Here is a 13,516-nt window from a genome sequence, read left to right as displayed (position 1 = left end):
TCAGAGCGTCGTCACGTCGAGTATGTTGACGACGGTTCCGCGGCCACGGACCGTGGCACCGCTGAGGCCTGGAACCCCGCCCATGAACCCTTCGTAGGGTTTGACGACGACTTCCTGCTGTCCCCGGACGCGGTCACAGCCGAGCGCGACCTGCCGGACGTCGTCCCGAATCCGGACGAGCATCCGCTCGCTTTCGGTCGACTCGACGGCATCGAACTCCTCGTCGAGCCAGCGAACGGGATACTCGTCGTCGCCGGCGACGACGACCGGGCGGTCGTCGACCGTCTCGATCGCGTGGGGCGATTCGATGTCCTGGACGACCTTCGTCGGCAGGCCAAACTCCCGGTCGCCACACTCGACGAACAGGACGTCCTCGATCGCGATCGAGACCGGGAGCGTCATCGTGACGGTCGTCCCGTCGCCGGGATCGCTGTCGACCCGGATGCTTCCGTCGAGGTTCTCGACCGTCCGCTTGACGACGTCCATACCGACGCCCCGTCCGCTGACGTCCGTCACCTCACGGGCCGTCGAGAATCCCGGATGGAACGCGAGTTCGTATACCGTCTCGGCGTCCATTTCGGCGGCCTCCGATTCCTCGAGGATACCGTCCTCGACCGCCTCGGCCCGCAGCGTCTCGGGATCGATGCCGGCCCCATCGTCCGAGACCGTGATCGTCACCCGGTCGCGGGACCGCGTCGCGGTTACTTCGACGGTCCCCTCGCGGGGTTTACCGGCATCCTCTCGTTTCTCGGGTGGCTCGATCCCGTGATCGACTGCGTTCCGGACCAGGTGAACCAGCGGGTCGCGGATTCGCTCGAGGATACTCCGGTCGAGTTCGACGTCTTCGCCGCTGATCTCGAGGGAGACGTCTTTCTCCTGGTCGCGAGCGACGTCGCGAACGACTCGCGGCAGTCGATCCACGACGGTTTCGAGGGGGACGAGTCGGACGTCCATCACCGTCTCCTGGAGGGCGGTGGTTAGCTCCGATAAGTCGTCGAGTTCCGGGTCGAGTTCCGAGAGGTCCTCGCCGGTCTCGGCGGCGTTTCGAAGCCGGACCCGCGTCGTCACCAGCCCCTCGACGAGCGTCCGGAGTTCGTCGATCCGATCGACGTCGACCCGGACGGACTGTATCTCCTCCGTCTGGTCGTCGTCTCGAGAGCGGTCGGTCGACTCCGGAAGCGTCAGATCCGGAATCTCGAGGGTCGGTTCGTCGACGACTCGTTCCGGTTCGATCGCTGCCGATTTTTCACCGGCGTCGACCGTCTCGCTCGCCGGGTCGTCGGCCAGGGGACTCGAGTCGAACGGATCGTCGCTCTCGAACTCGAGGTCTATCTCGTCGATGACCTCGGTTTCGTCGATGCGGTCCGGTTCGTCGACCGTGTCGACATCTCCGGTGTTCGCAGTGCTCGAGTCGGACGGGACTTCCTGCAGGTTCGATTCGAAGTGGAACCCGCCCGTTTCGCCATCGTCGTCAGTTCCCGGTTCAGCGCCCTCGGCGGTTGTGGACGGCTCGTTGCCTTCCGCGATCTCGGGTTCATCGTCGAACCCGTCGTCGGTATCCAGTTCCGATTCGCCGTCGAACGCGGCAGCGACTTCCTGGTCGAGGTCGGTATCGAACGACCCGAATTCGTCGCTATCGGTCGGGCTGCCGTCGAATCCGTCCTCCTCGAGCGAGACGTCACCGAACTGCCTGTCCTCGAGCGAGACGTCGTCGAACTCGTCGTCGAACGCCGCGCGGTCGTCGTCGAATCCGACGTCCGTCTCGAGGTCGGACTCGAATGTAGCTTCCGGACGCTCGTCGCCGAAGTCCTCGGACGTCGGATCCTGTTCCAGATCGGCGACCAACTCTTCTGGAGTCAGGTCGTCGGCTTCGGGGTCGAATTCGTCTCGGAAGTCGGCTTTGCGGTCGGCCGTTGCAGGTGCTGGAGTATCCGTCGTCGCGTCTCCGTCCCCGGAGTCGACCGTCTCGTTCGTAGCCGTGTCTGCGTCGGCGGCGTCGTCTGCCTCGAGTCCGGGCACGTCCGCGTCGCTCGACTCTGCCGTAGTTTCGGGCTCCGATTCCGGCTCGAGGGGGTCGGTCTCCGCGTTCGCCTCCGATTCGACAGGTGTCGGTTCCGACTCCGGTTCGACAGCCTCCTCGCTCGCCCCGTCTTCGTGCTCGGGACTCACAGCTTCATCGTCCACTTCGGCCTCTGGAAGGAGATCTAACCACTCTTCGTCGACCTCTGTTTCCTGCTCTTCGTCGTCGACTTCCGTTTCCTGCTCTTCGTCGCTGATCTCCGACTCGAGGGCGTCCTCGTCGGGGTCCTGTTCGCGGTCCGCGTCGGCGTCCACGGCTTCGTCCACCGCTTCAGCATCGTCTTCGCGTTCGGGTTCCTCGGCCTCGAGGAACGAATCGTCGGCAGCGTCTTCGCCGAGGAGTTCGTCCATCCCGACCTCGTCTTCGTCGTCGAACTCGTCGAACTCGAGTTCCTCGAGTTCGTCCTGCAGTTCGTCGAAGCCGACCATCTCGACTTCCTCCTGGAGTTCCGCGAAAACCTCGCTGGCGTCGTCGACGTTCCCGTCTTCGTCGGCTGGGTGGGCGTCCGCGTCGACCGCTGTCGACGAATCTCGGTCGCTCGAGCCGTCGACTGGCTCCTCGGACTCGGTTTCGCTTTCGTCGTCGACGTCGGCCAACAGATCGTCGAACGAACCGGCGTCGCCCATCTCCTCGAACGCCTCGAGGTCGTCGTCGCCTTCGACATCCTCGGCCATCTCGTCTAAGTCGTCGAACTCGTCGAACTCGTCTAGCAGGTCGTCGACCTCGAGTTCCCGTGCCTGATCGGTATCGATCCCGTCGCCGGGAGCCGTTCCCGGCTCGAGGTCCGTGATCTCCTCGTCGCCGGCGGCCGCTTCGGAACTCGACGCAATCGCCTCGAACCGATCTGTGACGGCGACGAGTTCGAAGTCGTGGACCTCGTCGACCGGCTCGAGTCCGGAGACGATCGCCGACTGTCCGACCGGGCTGGCGAAGACGGCGTCGAACCGACCGTCGTAGTCGCCGTTCTCGATCGCCTGCCGGGAGGGGGCGGTGCCGAGCAACTCGAACGCGTCGATCAGCGCCTCGACGACCAGGCGGCCGTCGTCGACGTGTTCCTCGATCTCCGTCGTCGAAATGCGGACGAAGTAAATCTCGTGATCGTCGTCGGTCGGCGCCTCGACGCCGGCGAGGACCGCATCTATCTCCGCGTCCGACGGCCGTTCGATCGCGACCGGTCCCTCGAGGTGGTCACGGAGCGTGGCGATCGTCTCCGTGGAATTCGTCTCGATTTCGCCGTATCGATCGAGATCGTCGATCATTCGCTCGAGGTCGTCGACGGCCTCGAAGACGTCGTCCATCAGGGCAAGCGAGACGTCGACGTCGCCGCCACGGACCGCGTCGAGGACGTCTTCGATCGCGTGGGCGAGTTCGCTCGCGGGCTCGAGGCCGGCCGCGCTACAGTTGCCCTTGAGCGTGTGGGCGATCCGGAAGACGTCCGTGATCGCCTCCTCGTCGTCGGGATGGCGCTCGAGAGTCAGCAAAGCGTTGTTCAGTTCCGTGATTCGGTCCTCGCTCTCCCGGACGAAGTCGGCCCAGTGGTCAGTCATCGGTCTCACCGTCCATGGTTACGGCTGTCTGGTCGTGTGGCGGTTCGACGGTGACGGCGTCGACGATAGCGCCCGCGAGCGCGTCGCCAGGGACGACCTCGTCGACACAGCCGGTCTCGATCGCCTGACAGGGGATACCGAAGACGGGACTCGTCGCTTCGTCCTGGGCGATCGTATGGCCGCCGGCGTCGGCGATGGCCTCGATTCCCGCGGCACCGTCACAGCCCATTCCGGACAGGACGACACCACAGAGCGGCCCCGTCACCTGTTGGGCCGCACTCTCCATCGTGACGTCGATCGACGGGCGAACGTTACGGGGACAGTCGCCCTTCTCGAGTCGAACGGACACGCCGTCGTCGTCGTGACTCACGACCTCGAGGTCGGCGTCGCCGGGTGCGACGACGGCCTCGCCGGGACGAACCCGTTCGGCACCGCTGGCCTCACGGACCGCGTACTCGCTTCCTGCGTCGAGGCGCTCCGCGAACCGCCCGGTAAACGTCGCAGGCATGTGCTGGACGACGAGTACCGTCGCCTCGAGATCGATCGGCAGTCGCTCGAGCAGCCGTTCGGCGATCTTCGGACCACCGGTCGAAGCCCCGACGACGACGGTCGGTTCGCGGAGGGTCGGACCCTGGACCGGGATCGATCCGGTGTTGCGGTCGTCAGAAGGGGTGCCCGTCGCAGTCGACTGCGTCGCACGCGCCGTCGCAGTCGTCTGTGCAAGCGCGAGCGAGGGGACGTCGACCGTCGCGAGGTCGGCCACAGTCTCGACGACGTCGGCCACGAACGCGTCGTCCGGCATTGATCCGTTCGGCTTCTCGAGGGAGGTGACGACGTCGCGTGCAACTCCCTCGAGGATCGCGTCCGCGTCGGTCGTGGTAGCGTTCTCGGTATCGCGACAGAGCAAGAGAACTGGCGTCGGGTTGGTCGTCATGATCCGTTCGATCGCTTCGGCGACATCGACATCGGGAAGCGTCGCGTCTAGCGTCACGACGTCGGGGTCGATCGTATCGATTCGCTCGAGGGCGTCTCGTCCGCTCGCCGCGAGTTCGACCTCGTAGCCGACGTCGGCGAGCGCGTTGCCGAGGACTGTCCGCGTGGACTCCGAGCCGTCGACAACGAGTGTGCGCGTCATACAGTGGCGACGTCCGTTAACGCCTTTCTGACGCTCGGTTCCTCGAACGGTTTCGTCACGTAGCCGTCCGCGCCGGCCTTGACGGCCAGTTTCATCTTCTCCCGCTGGCCGACGCTCGTACACATGATGACCTGCGCGCCGGGGTCGATCTTCTTGATGGCTGCAGTGGCCTTGATGCCGTTGCATTTGGGCATCACGATGTCCATCATGACGATGTCGGGATCGTGTTCTTTGTACAGTTTGACGGCTTCGGCACCGTTGGACGCCTCACCGACGATGCGGTAATCCTCCTCCAGAATCTGGCGCAGTAGATTCCGCATAAAATGTGAGTCGTCCACGATGAGCACCCCTGTCGACATTCAGTTGTACACCAAATTTCTGTAGATATACGATTACCATAAATGCTGTCTCCCGATTATCAGACGTGATAAGCGACGAATAGATGTCGAAAACGCTGGCAAGAGACTCTCCCGAGCGAATACTATCTCACGGGTGCTGGACTGGCCCTCGTCCCCGACGCCAGCAGGAGGTTGTCGACGTCGATCAGCGGGATCCCCTCGACGACGATCCGAGAGTCGACCGCGTCGTCGACTCCCGAAACACTCTCGGCATGACCTGCTGTGTCAACCGGCTCAGCGGCGAAGTCGGCCTCGTTATCCGCCGATTCGATCGACCTGACCGACTCGTCCGGTCGCCCCTCGGACGTCTCCAGCCCGCCTACCGGATCGGTTCCCCGCGACTCCGGCCGGCGCTCCCGTTCGAGCAGCGCGTCGACGAGCGGATGCTCGAGGACGTCCCCAGAAAACTCGCTTGCTTCGACGCTCTCCTCGTCGTAAACCTGTGATTCCGGGACGGACTCGACCTGGAGAACTTCGTCCACCCGGATCGCCGCTGCCTGCTGGTCGTCTGGGTGATCGAAAACGAGGAGTCGCCGGCTGTCGTCGTCGACGGTCGCCGGCGGGAAGTGAACGGCGGGGTCGATCACCGCCGTGATCTCGCCACGGAGGTCGACGACCCCATCGATCGCTGCCGGCGTGCGCGGAACGTCCGTCAGTTCGTCGTGAAGTTCCGTCGTCGTTCGGACGGCATCGACCGGCACGGCGAGACGGTGGTCGCCGACCCGGAACGTGACGGCTCGCACGTGGTCTTCCTCGTCTTCGGGATCGGAGTCGCTCGAGTCCCGTCCCTTTCGGTCGCGGTCCTCGTCGATGTCGATTCCGAGCAGTTTGTCGGGGAGCTCCGCCATGGTTTCGTACGACTATCCGAGCCCAACGATAAAAACGTTAGTGAGTGAAAATAGGATCGCGGGCGTCGCTTCGCCTACCTGAGTCCCGGTGGCGGCCCGTCGTCGGAATCGTCCTCCATCTCGACGTCTAACCCCAGCTCTTCGCGTTGCTCCTGTAACCGCTGGACCTGATAGTAGTAGTAGGCGATCCCGGCTCCGCCGAGTACCAGGACGACCACGATCAACCCGGTAAACAGCGTGATATCGCGGGTGAGATAGTACCGGAGCGAGATCGTGCTATCGACCTCGCCCCAGGTCAATCGCTCCTGGTCGTCGACGATCTCTCGGTCGTAGCCGCCCGGATTGACGTCGCCGAACAGGAAGTTCGACGTGCGGTATCCCTCGGGGAGCGTCACGTCGTAGGAACCGGAGACGTAGGCTGGAAGCTGGAACGTCCGGGTGCCTGCACCGCCCGAAAACGCGAGCGTTCCGTTCCCGTCCGGGACCCGAATCTCGGTACTCGAGCGGCTCTGGTCGACCTCGAGTTCCGAGCCCGTCATCTCGGTTCCGTTCGGATGCCAGTACCTGACGCTGTGGACGTCGAGTGGCTCGTCGCGGTAGAACGACGACCGGTACAGCGACAGCTCCTCGGTTTCGTTGAGATCGTAGACGGCACGGAACTCGCCGCTCGAGATCAGGCCGCCGTTTTCGATCTCGATGGCGACGTCGGCATCGCTTTCCTGCAGGTCGCTGTAGTCGGCCTCACGATCGAGTTCTTCGTCCGAGATACCGCCGAAGAGCGTCGTACAGCCCGCTAACCCGATCAGCAAGACGACCGCGATCGAGGCGAGAACGAGGCGTCTGTTCATATTACGGGACGACACAGCGCAGTTCTGCGGGGAGGTATTCGCCGACGCTCGCCAGCAGCCCCGGCGGGTCGGTGTCCTCGGTACAGACGACGCTCTGCTCGAGCAGTCCGAGTCGTTCGACCGTGACGTAATCTTGGGCGTGGCCGGCGCGGTTCAGCGTCGCGCGGACCTCGGCTCGCGTCGCGCTGTTGACGTTGAGCCGGCCGTCGCCGCGCGTCCAGTCGTAGAGCCGGTCGCGTTCCTCGTCCGCGAGCCGGGAGTCGCCGTCGGCGGCGTAGACGAACTGCAGCGGCATGTGCTGGACCAGTCCGTATCGCTCGCGCAGTTGGCTCGGCGCTCCCGGACCGAGCCCGAGTTCGTCGGTCGGAATCCGGACCGGCTGGCCGGCGTCGAGCACGATGCCGTCCTCGTCCCACGACTCCAGGGTGCCGACGTAGGTCTCGCCGTCCTCGAGGTCGGGGACGATCTCGCCGAACTCCTCGCGGAGGACGTTGCGCGCGACGGTGGCGTCGTCGCCCTCGATCGTCACCGAGGGGAAGTCATCGTGTCGAACGCCGAGTTCGTACTCGACGGCCAGATCGCCGATCTCGTTGTCGACGAGCGAGCGCAGCGAATCCAGCGACCGCTCGCGGGCGTCACCCTCGACGTAGAGTTTGGTTGCGAGTACGACCATTTAGGCGTCCGCGTCGATGTTGAGTTCATCCTCGAGCGATTCGAGGCGGTCGTGCATCGATCCGATGAGTCGGTCGTTGTCCATCGACTCGAGTGGCGACCCACACTCGGGACACTCGAAGCCGAAGTCCATCGCCTCGCCGAACTCGAAGCGGATCGAACAGATCTCACAGAGGTAGAACTCGTGGTTGCGTTCGTACTCCTCGCGCTGTTCGAGGGCGTCGTAGAGCCGGTACATCTCCTCTTCTAAGTTCTCCGGGATGTTCTCGTACTCGAACGTCCAGAGGTAGGTGAGCCAGCCCGAGTCCTCGTCGCGCAGCCGACGGTAGCTGGCGAGGTCGTTCTCGTAGAGAATAAACAGCGCGCGTCGCACGTCGTTCAACTCGAGATCGAGCTCCTCGGCCAGTTCCTCGTCGGTCACTTCCCCGTCCGGCGGTGCCGCGGCGACGGGCATCCCCTTGGGACCGACCAGCTCGTGCAAGTACTTCTGGACGACCGGATCCTCGAGCAGGTCCTCAAAAGCCATTACCTATGCGTAACGCCATCTGGCCATTAAGTCTTTTGAGGGAGCGCGACACCAGCCCGGGAGAGAACGACGTGGATACGGGCCGGAAAGCGACTCCCTCGTCAGTCCGTCTCGGCCTCTTCGACTTCCCACTCGAGCGAGACGGTGACTTCCTCGTGATCGCCGCCGAGCATCGGCGACCGTTCCTCGACCTTGATCGTGTAATCGACCGTCCGTCCCGGCGTCAGCGTCAACGTCTTGTTCCCGACACGGACGTCTGCAGTGCCTTCGCTGCGAACCTCGCGAGCGAGTTCCTGTAGCAGGTCGGCGGCCTCTTCGCGCGGGACTTCGTCCTTGTGTTTCGTCTTTTCGCTCATACGGCCGATTGCCACGGACGGACGGAAATAGGTTGGCTGGGAACTGTCAGGCACGGCGACGATCGGCATCGAGCAGTTTCGGCCTGGAGAGTACTACCGCGAGTCGGAATCAGTCGTTCCCGATCACTCGAGGGCCGACGGGTGAAACACGGCCCCAGTTCGTGCTCGACGAGTCGGTCCGATAGGTGGCCTACGACACAAGCGATCGGTACGTTTACCTTCGGAATAGTAGTACGGCAGACAAATGATCCGCGCCGCCGTCGGCCGAGTTCGGGATCGGATCGATCTCGGGAACATCGTCGTCGCCGTCGTGGTCGCCGTCATCCTCTCCTTTTTCGGCCTCGAGCTATCCGCAAGAGACGTCGTAGGAACGATCGTCGCCGTCGTGGTCCTCGCCCCGATTTTCGGGTACGTCGTGGAGCGATACGAGGTCGACTTCGGCCTCCTCGTGATCTCACTGGGAGTGATCGTCGGCTGGGGTGGAATCGGTCACCTCCAGGACGGCATCGGCTGGCTCGGCTGGTTCATGCTCGCGCTCGCCGTGTGGCTCTGTCTCGAGGGACTCGATCGCTTCCTGCGGGACGATCGAACCGACGACACTGGCGTGGATCGTGACGTCACTGGACAACCCGAAACCGACGACACGGACGACCTTTCGCGTTCCGAACTCACCGAACTGGGCGAACGCAATCGTCGACTGATCGAGACGCTTCGGATCGCCGATCGGCCACTGAGCGAAGACGAAATTCGGACACGGGCAAGTCTCTCCCCGGAGGAGTTCGACCGCCTCCTCGAGATGCACGGCGACTCCGGACCGATCGACCGCGTCGGGACCGGGTACGTCCTCGACGAGCGCAAAATGGGCGTTACGGGCCTCGTCTGGACGATCGGACGACGCCTTCTGCGGCCGATTCGCGTCCTTCGGCCGGCCCGACGAAATTGACTCGAGCCCATTCGTCCCGACCGCAGTCACCGGGCGAGCGGCCTCCCCGCCCTCGAGTGACTACTGGTCGTCGGCGTCGTCGGCAGGTTCGACTCGTTTCCCCGTTTCCATCGGAATCACGCGACGGTCGGCGTCCTCCCACTCGCCCTCGAGTTCCTCGCCCTCGAACAGCCTGTCGAGGAAGACGGCGAGGCCGGCGACCTCCGAGTGTGGCTGGTTGGTGACGCCGACGTTCCAGTCTGCCTCCTCGTAGACGTCGAAGGATACCTTCTCGGACCCGACGACGAGCAGGAGGGGTTCTCCTCCACGGTGGGCGCCTCGAACGTCGTCTTCGACGTCCTGAACTCGTTCGCCGTACATCGTGAGGTGGACGATCCGTCCCTCCCAGTTCCGGATGATCGCCTTCGGCGAGTCCGTCAGTTCGGCCTCGAAGGGGCCGCCGAACCGGTCGGTGATGTCCTCGACCGTCTCGAGAGAGCCGCCGGCGTTGTCGGGAAAGATCACGCGGTCGGCGCCGAGGGCACGCGCCGTCAGGCCGACGTGAGTCGTCATGCGGTCGTCGCGGCCGGGACGGTGGCCGAGCCGAAGGACGACGACGTCCGATGTCTCGTTCATACGGGATCTATCCCTGTCGGGCATATGTGAATTCGGATTCGACGACTGCAGATTCAGCAGCCGCCGACGCGGACAATCGTTCGAGGGTGTAGTAGCCGCCGAGAGTCAGCACACACCCGATCGTACAACCGTCGTACGATCGAGTGTGAGCCGTTTCAGTTGGTACTATCGGACGAAGTCGCTGACGTGTCGAGAGCGACCGGCTCGAGTATGCGCAGATATTAGTTCACATACCACGAACCCAGCCTCATGAGTAACGAGAAGGCATCACCATTTCCGGACGGGTTCGTCGTTCCGATAACCGGACTCCTGGCACTGCTGTTCGCTGTGATGGCCGGAATGACAGTACTGCCGGCTCTGTCCGGTTCGGCTAGCGATATGGCGCTGCCGATCATCTTCGGTGGCGCTAGCCTCCTCGCGTTTCGGCTCAGACAGCGGGCGATCGCCGCGAACGAGGAGAGCTGAGTTTTTACCGACGAACCGCAGACGTCGCCTCCGCTTCGTGGGCCCGTCGACCAGGTCTTATCCTGCGTTCTCCTGTTTCGCCAGCTCGAGCGAGAAGAAGAACCCGAAGTAGGCGGGAATGCCGGCGAGCATGAACATGTAGAAGACCCACCTCGGCGCTCCGACGAAGACGAAATCGAAGAGTAGACTGACGAGACCGACCCAGGCGACGGCGAACATCAGGTCGTAGAGCATTCCCTGTCTGTGTTCTTTGACGTGTTCGCGAAACCGGTCAGCGATACTCATAGTGGACCCTCTTGTCGACGTATCGACGCCTGTATGTCATGCCACGAAAAAAGAATTCGGTATACGTTAGTCTTGCGCTAGTGGCGGTCCGAGCCTGATCTGATGGGTCGAATCGACCGCACGACAGGGTTCGCCCCATCAGTCGACGCCTGCCCCCTCAGTGGTCGCCCTCGTAGTCGACGACCAGGACAGGGACATGCGTCGAGCGGAGCACGCGCTCGGTGACGCTCCCGAGTAGCGCCCGTCGAACGCCCGACCGACCGTGACTGCCGATCACGATGAGGTCGATGCCATTGTTTTCGGCGTAGCCGGCGATCTTCTCGTGGGGTTTCCCACCCGCGTGGTGTTCGACCGCGGTCAGCCCATTTTTCTCCGCTTGTTCGACGACGTAGCCCGTGGCGTTCTCGGCGTCTTCACGCAACTCAGTCATGCTCGCGAAGTCGCCCTGATCGATCCGGTCGACCTGTTCGGTGCCCAAGCCGAAGGCTATGGCATCGGTGTCGGCGACGTACAGTGCATGGACTTCGGCACCGTACTTCTCGGCGAGGTCTATTGCGTTATCGACCGCCGTCTGTGCGACTTTGCTCCCATCCGTCGGAACGAGTATTCGGTTGTACATGGTTAGTCGTCTGCAGGTGCGTTTCCGTTCTTTTCGGCGACGACGTCCGCCGCAGTCTTGTCACTCGGCATCGGATCGGGGCTGTGACACTGCCGAACCATCTGTTTCGTCTCGAGCGGTGGTTCGTCGGTGACCAGCGAGACGATGATGGTGATAGCGAAGACGATGGGCACGCCCACGAGTCCCGAACCGATAGCCGGCATCCAGGTTGCGAGCCACTCGATTCCCCAGCCGGAACCGAAGTGTCCCTCGTTGAACATCGGAATGAGCCAGATAATCAATCCGCTCGTCATCCCGGCAAGTGCGCCCTGGCGGTTCGTGTTCTCCCACCAGAGTCCGAGGAAGAACATCGGGAACAGCACGATCGCGGCCAGCGAGAACGCGAACGACACCAGCGCGGCGATGGGTGCCGTCGGGTCCAGAGCGAACAGCGTCGAGAGCGCACCGATCGCGACGATGCTTAAGCGACCGACCAGCACCTGCTGGCGCTGGGTCGCGTCTTCGTTGATGATGTTTGCGTAGATGTCGTGGGAGATCGCCGACGATGCGGCGATGAACAGGCCGGCCGTCGTCGCGACCGCAGCGGCGATACCGCCCGCCGCGACGATACCGACGAACCACGTCGGCAAGCCAGCCAGTTGTGCTGCGAGCACGACGATCACGTCACCTGCAGCCCCAGTCATGCCGGGGTCGCCGTAGACGGCACCGATCTCCTGACCGTATAGCGCCGTCCCGAACGCAGCGAACGCGGGCGCGCTCAGGTACAGCAGCGCGATGAAGAACAGCCCCCAAGTGCACGACCAGCGGGCAACTCGTTCGTTTTGCACTGTGTAGAACCTGACCAGCACGTGTGGGAGCCCACACGTACCGAAAACCAGGCTGAAACACGTCGCGATCCACAGATAGTAACTACCGCCAGCGAACGGATCGGAGAACTCCGCACCGAGCTGGTCGATCAGCATCCCGTACTCGATCTGGGGAAGCACCGTCGAGAAGCCAGCCGTCCAGCCGGTGGCCAGCAGGCCCAGCAGGAACGCACCGATGAGGATGACGTACTGCAGGACCATGTTCTTGGTCGCACCGAGCATTCCCGAGAGAGTCAGGTACGCGACGGTAACGACCATGAATAGCACCATCATCGTCTGGTAGGCGCTCAGCACGCCGCCAGTGATCGCCGACCAGTCACCGAGGATGTACATCCCGACCAGTCCCATCCCGCGAGCCTGACCGAGCGCGTAGACGAACCCGATCAGGAACGTCGTGATCGCCGCAATTGCGCGGGCGGTGTCGGAGTTGAAGCGGTCACCGACGAAGTCCGGTGCCGTGTACTTCCCGAACCGGCGCATCTGTGCGGCCATGAAGATCAGCAGGATGAAGTATCCGGTCGTCCAGCCGACGACGAAGGCCAGCCCGTACACGCCCGAAAGCGCGATCAGGGCTGCCATTCCGAGGTACGACGCGGCGGACATCCAGTTCGCACCGATCGCCATCCCGTTCTCGATGTTTCCAATCGACCGACCGGCGACCCACATGTCGTCGGTGTCGGCGACCTTGTAGAGGACGCCAGCCGCGAGGAACGACAGCATCATCGCGACGACGATGATCGACGGGAGTGGTTTGAACGAGATGTCAAGTCCCTCCGGGAGTAACTCCTCGCTTGCCTGTAGGGGGACTGTATCGATCTGTGCAACCAGATCGACGAACATCGGGGTAGTATCGATCATTCGTCGGTACCTCCATCAGTTGCTGCCGCATCGTCCGGAACCGTCTCGGTCGTCTCTGTCGCAGCAGTCGGCTGCTCGATCCCGTACTTCTCGTCGATCTGGTCGCGCTTTTTCGCGTACCACACCGAGAGGATCAGTGCCGCCGACGGGCCAACGATCGCTATCAGGAAGTAGTGAAGCGGGAAGCCGATCACCGGCATCTGGGTCGTCATCACATCGGGCGCAAGACGCGTCAACGTGATCGGTGCGAACGTCGTCAGAACCCAGACGGCGAAGCCGAGCCAGATTACTCGCAGGTGGTCCCGCATGAACGGGGTCGCTGGCTTCAGGAGGTTGATCTCGACGTCCATGTAGTCGATTTGCTGTTCTCGTTTGACGTCACTCATCCCACCGTCGGTCGCCAGTTCGTGGGAATCGCCCGCCGTATCGTGATTGTTTTTATCTTGCATGGTTCG

15 protein-coding genes are annotated in these 13,516 nt (G+C 63.3%); 2 read left to right on the top strand and 13 right to left on the bottom strand.

The window, feature by feature from the left end:
* The 8 genes from BLR35_RS04540 to BLR35_RS04505 all read right to left on the bottom strand — a co-directional run bounded on the left by BLR35_RS04540 (window position 1) and on the right by BLR35_RS04505 (window position 8,410).
* Complete coding sequence (locus BLR35_RS04540; protein ID WP_090377997.1) at window positions 1-3,627, bottom strand: chemotaxis protein CheA; 3,627 nt, start codon at window positions 3,625-3,627, stop codon at window positions 1-3.
* The gene (locus tag BLR35_RS04535; protein ID WP_090377993.1) at window positions 3,620-4,762 is read right to left on the bottom strand and encodes a chemotaxis protein CheB; all 1,143 of its coding nucleotides are present in this window, start codon (window positions 4,760-4,762) and stop codon (window positions 3,620-3,622) included. Before BLR35_RS04535 ends, BLR35_RS04540 begins: the two co-directional genes overlap by 8 nt.
* Window positions 4,759-5,121: a chemotaxis protein CheY gene (gene cheY / locus BLR35_RS04530; protein ID WP_090377989.1), complete on the bottom strand. Its 363-nt coding sequence runs from the start codon at window positions 5,119-5,121 to the stop codon at window positions 4,759-4,761. Before cheY ends, BLR35_RS04535 begins: the two co-directional genes overlap by 4 nt.
* A 122-nt stretch (window positions 5,122-5,243) precedes the next feature.
* Entirely contained in the window at window positions 5,244-6,008 is a 765-nt protein-coding gene (locus BLR35_RS04525) for a chemotaxis protein CheW (protein ID WP_090377986.1), read from the bottom strand.
* A gap of 74 nt (window positions 6,009-6,082) precedes the next feature.
* The gene (locus BLR35_RS04520; RefSeq protein ID WP_090377983.1) at window positions 6,083-6,856 is read right to left on the bottom strand and encodes a DUF5803 family protein; all 774 of its coding nucleotides are present in this window, start codon (window positions 6,854-6,856) and stop codon (window positions 6,083-6,085) included.
* Between the two features lies 1 nt (window position 6,857).
* Window positions 6,858-7,529, bottom strand: a complete 672-nt coding sequence (locus BLR35_RS04515) for a DUF2110 family protein (protein ID WP_090377980.1) — start codon at window positions 7,527-7,529, stop codon at window positions 6,858-6,860.
* Window positions 7,530-8,054, bottom strand: a complete 525-nt coding sequence (gene tfe / locus BLR35_RS04510; protein ID WP_090377977.1) for a transcription factor E — start codon at window positions 8,052-8,054, stop codon at window positions 7,530-7,532.
* Window positions 8,055-8,155: 101 nt separating this feature from the next.
* Window positions 8,156-8,410 (bottom strand): amphi-Trp domain-containing protein, encoded by a 255-nt coding sequence (locus tag BLR35_RS04505; RefSeq protein ID WP_090377974.1) that lies wholly within the window; start codon window positions 8,408-8,410, stop codon window positions 8,156-8,158.
* Between the two features lie 244 nt (window positions 8,411-8,654).
* Here BLR35_RS04505 and BLR35_RS04500 point away from each other — a divergent pair, with 244 nt between their 5' ends.
* The gene (locus tag BLR35_RS04500) at window positions 8,655-9,353 is read left to right on the top strand and encodes a hypothetical protein (protein WP_090377971.1); all 699 of its coding nucleotides are present in this window, start codon (window positions 8,655-8,657) and stop codon (window positions 9,351-9,353) included.
* 60 nt (window positions 9,354-9,413) lie between these two features.
* Here the strand turns inward: BLR35_RS04500 and BLR35_RS04495 are convergent, their stop codons facing one another.
* Window positions 9,414-9,968, bottom strand: coding sequence for a tRNA (cytidine(56)-2'-O)-methyltransferase (locus BLR35_RS04495; protein WP_090377969.1), 555 nt, complete (start codon window positions 9,966-9,968; stop codon window positions 9,414-9,416).
* A 249-nt stretch (window positions 9,969-10,217) separates the two neighbouring features.
* Here BLR35_RS04495 and BLR35_RS04490 point away from each other — a divergent pair, with 249 nt between their 5' ends.
* A complete protein-coding gene (locus BLR35_RS04490) occupies window positions 10,218-10,433 on the top strand; it encodes a hypothetical protein (protein WP_090377965.1) in 216 nt (71 codons plus the stop codon).
* Window positions 10,434-10,490: 57 nt separating this feature from the next.
* Here BLR35_RS04490 and BLR35_RS04485 read toward each other — a convergent pair whose 3' ends face one another.
* From BLR35_RS04485 to BLR35_RS04470, 4 genes are all read right to left on the bottom strand, one after another.
* On the bottom strand, window positions 10,491-10,718 hold the full coding sequence (locus BLR35_RS04485) for a DUF8119 family protein (protein WP_090377962.1): 228 nt from the start codon (window positions 10,716-10,718) through the stop codon (window positions 10,491-10,493).
* 157 nt (window positions 10,719-10,875) lie between these two features.
* Window positions 10,876-11,337 (bottom strand): universal stress protein, encoded by a 462-nt coding sequence (locus tag BLR35_RS04480; protein WP_090377956.1) that lies wholly within the window; start codon window positions 11,335-11,337, stop codon window positions 10,876-10,878.
* A 2-nt stretch (window positions 11,338-11,339) separates the two neighbouring features.
* Window positions 11,340-13,061 carry a VC_2705 family sodium/solute symporter gene (locus BLR35_RS04475; RefSeq protein WP_090377954.1) on the bottom strand — a complete coding sequence of 574 codons (1,722 nt, stop codon included), beginning with the start codon at window positions 13,059-13,061 and terminating at the stop codon, window positions 11,340-11,342.
* Window positions 13,058-13,510, bottom strand: coding sequence for a DUF4212 domain-containing protein (locus BLR35_RS04470; protein ID WP_090377951.1), 453 nt, complete (start codon window positions 13,508-13,510; stop codon window positions 13,058-13,060). Before BLR35_RS04470 ends, BLR35_RS04475 begins: the two co-directional genes overlap by 4 nt.
* Window positions 13,511-13,516 lie beyond the last annotated feature (6 nt).

The sequence above is a fragment of the Natronobacterium texcoconense genome (assembly GCF_900104065.1).
Lineage (GTDB): Archaea > Halobacteriota > Halobacteria > Halobacteriales > Natrialbaceae > Natronobacterium > Natronobacterium texcoconense.
This window is presented reverse-complemented; position numbering and strand designations above follow the sequence as displayed.

Coding starts and splice junctions, on each gene's coding strand:
- BLR35_RS04540 (WP_090377997.1), bottom strand. CDS start 3,627: ATGACTGACCACTGGGCCGACTTCGTCCGGGAGAGCGAGGACCGAATC.
- BLR35_RS04535 (WP_090377993.1), bottom strand. CDS start 4,762: ATGACGCGCACACTCGTTGTCGACGGCTCGGAGTCCACGCGGACAGTC.
- cheY (WP_090377989.1), bottom strand. CDS start 5,121: ATGTCGACAGGGGTGCTCATCGTGGACGACTCACATTTTATGCGGAAT.
- BLR35_RS04525 (WP_090377986.1), bottom strand. CDS start 6,008: ATGGCGGAGCTCCCCGACAAACTGCTCGGAATCGACATCGACGAGGAC.
- BLR35_RS04520 (WP_090377983.1), bottom strand. CDS start 6,856: ATGAACAGACGCCTCGTTCTCGCCTCGATCGCGGTCGTCTTGCTGATC.
- BLR35_RS04515 (WP_090377980.1), bottom strand. CDS start 7,529: ATGGTCGTACTCGCAACCAAACTCTACGTCGAGGGTGACGCCCGCGAG.
- tfe (WP_090377977.1), bottom strand. CDS start 8,054: ATGGCTTTTGAGGACCTGCTCGAGGATCCGGTCGTCCAGAAGTACTTG.
- BLR35_RS04505 (WP_090377974.1), bottom strand. CDS start 8,410: ATGAGCGAAAAGACGAAACACAAGGACGAAGTCCCGCGCGAAGAGGCC.
- BLR35_RS04500 (WP_090377971.1), top strand. CDS start 8,655: ATGATCCGCGCCGCCGTCGGCCGAGTTCGGGATCGGATCGATCTCGGG.
- BLR35_RS04495 (WP_090377969.1), bottom strand. CDS start 9,968: ATGAACGAGACATCGGACGTCGTCGTCCTTCGGCTCGGCCACCGTCCC.
- BLR35_RS04490 (WP_090377965.1), top strand. CDS start 10,218: ATGAGTAACGAGAAGGCATCACCATTTCCGGACGGGTTCGTCGTTCCG.
- BLR35_RS04485 (WP_090377962.1), bottom strand. CDS start 10,718: ATGAGTATCGCTGACCGGTTTCGCGAACACGTCAAAGAACACAGACAG.
- BLR35_RS04480 (WP_090377956.1), bottom strand. CDS start 11,337: ATGTACAACCGAATACTCGTTCCGACGGATGGGAGCAAAGTCGCACAG.
- BLR35_RS04475 (WP_090377954.1), bottom strand. CDS start 13,061: ATGATCGATACTACCCCGATGTTCGTCGATCTGGTTGCACAGATCGAT.
- BLR35_RS04470 (WP_090377951.1), bottom strand. CDS start 13,510: ATGCAAGATAAAAACAATCACGATACGGCGGGCGATTCCCACGAACTG.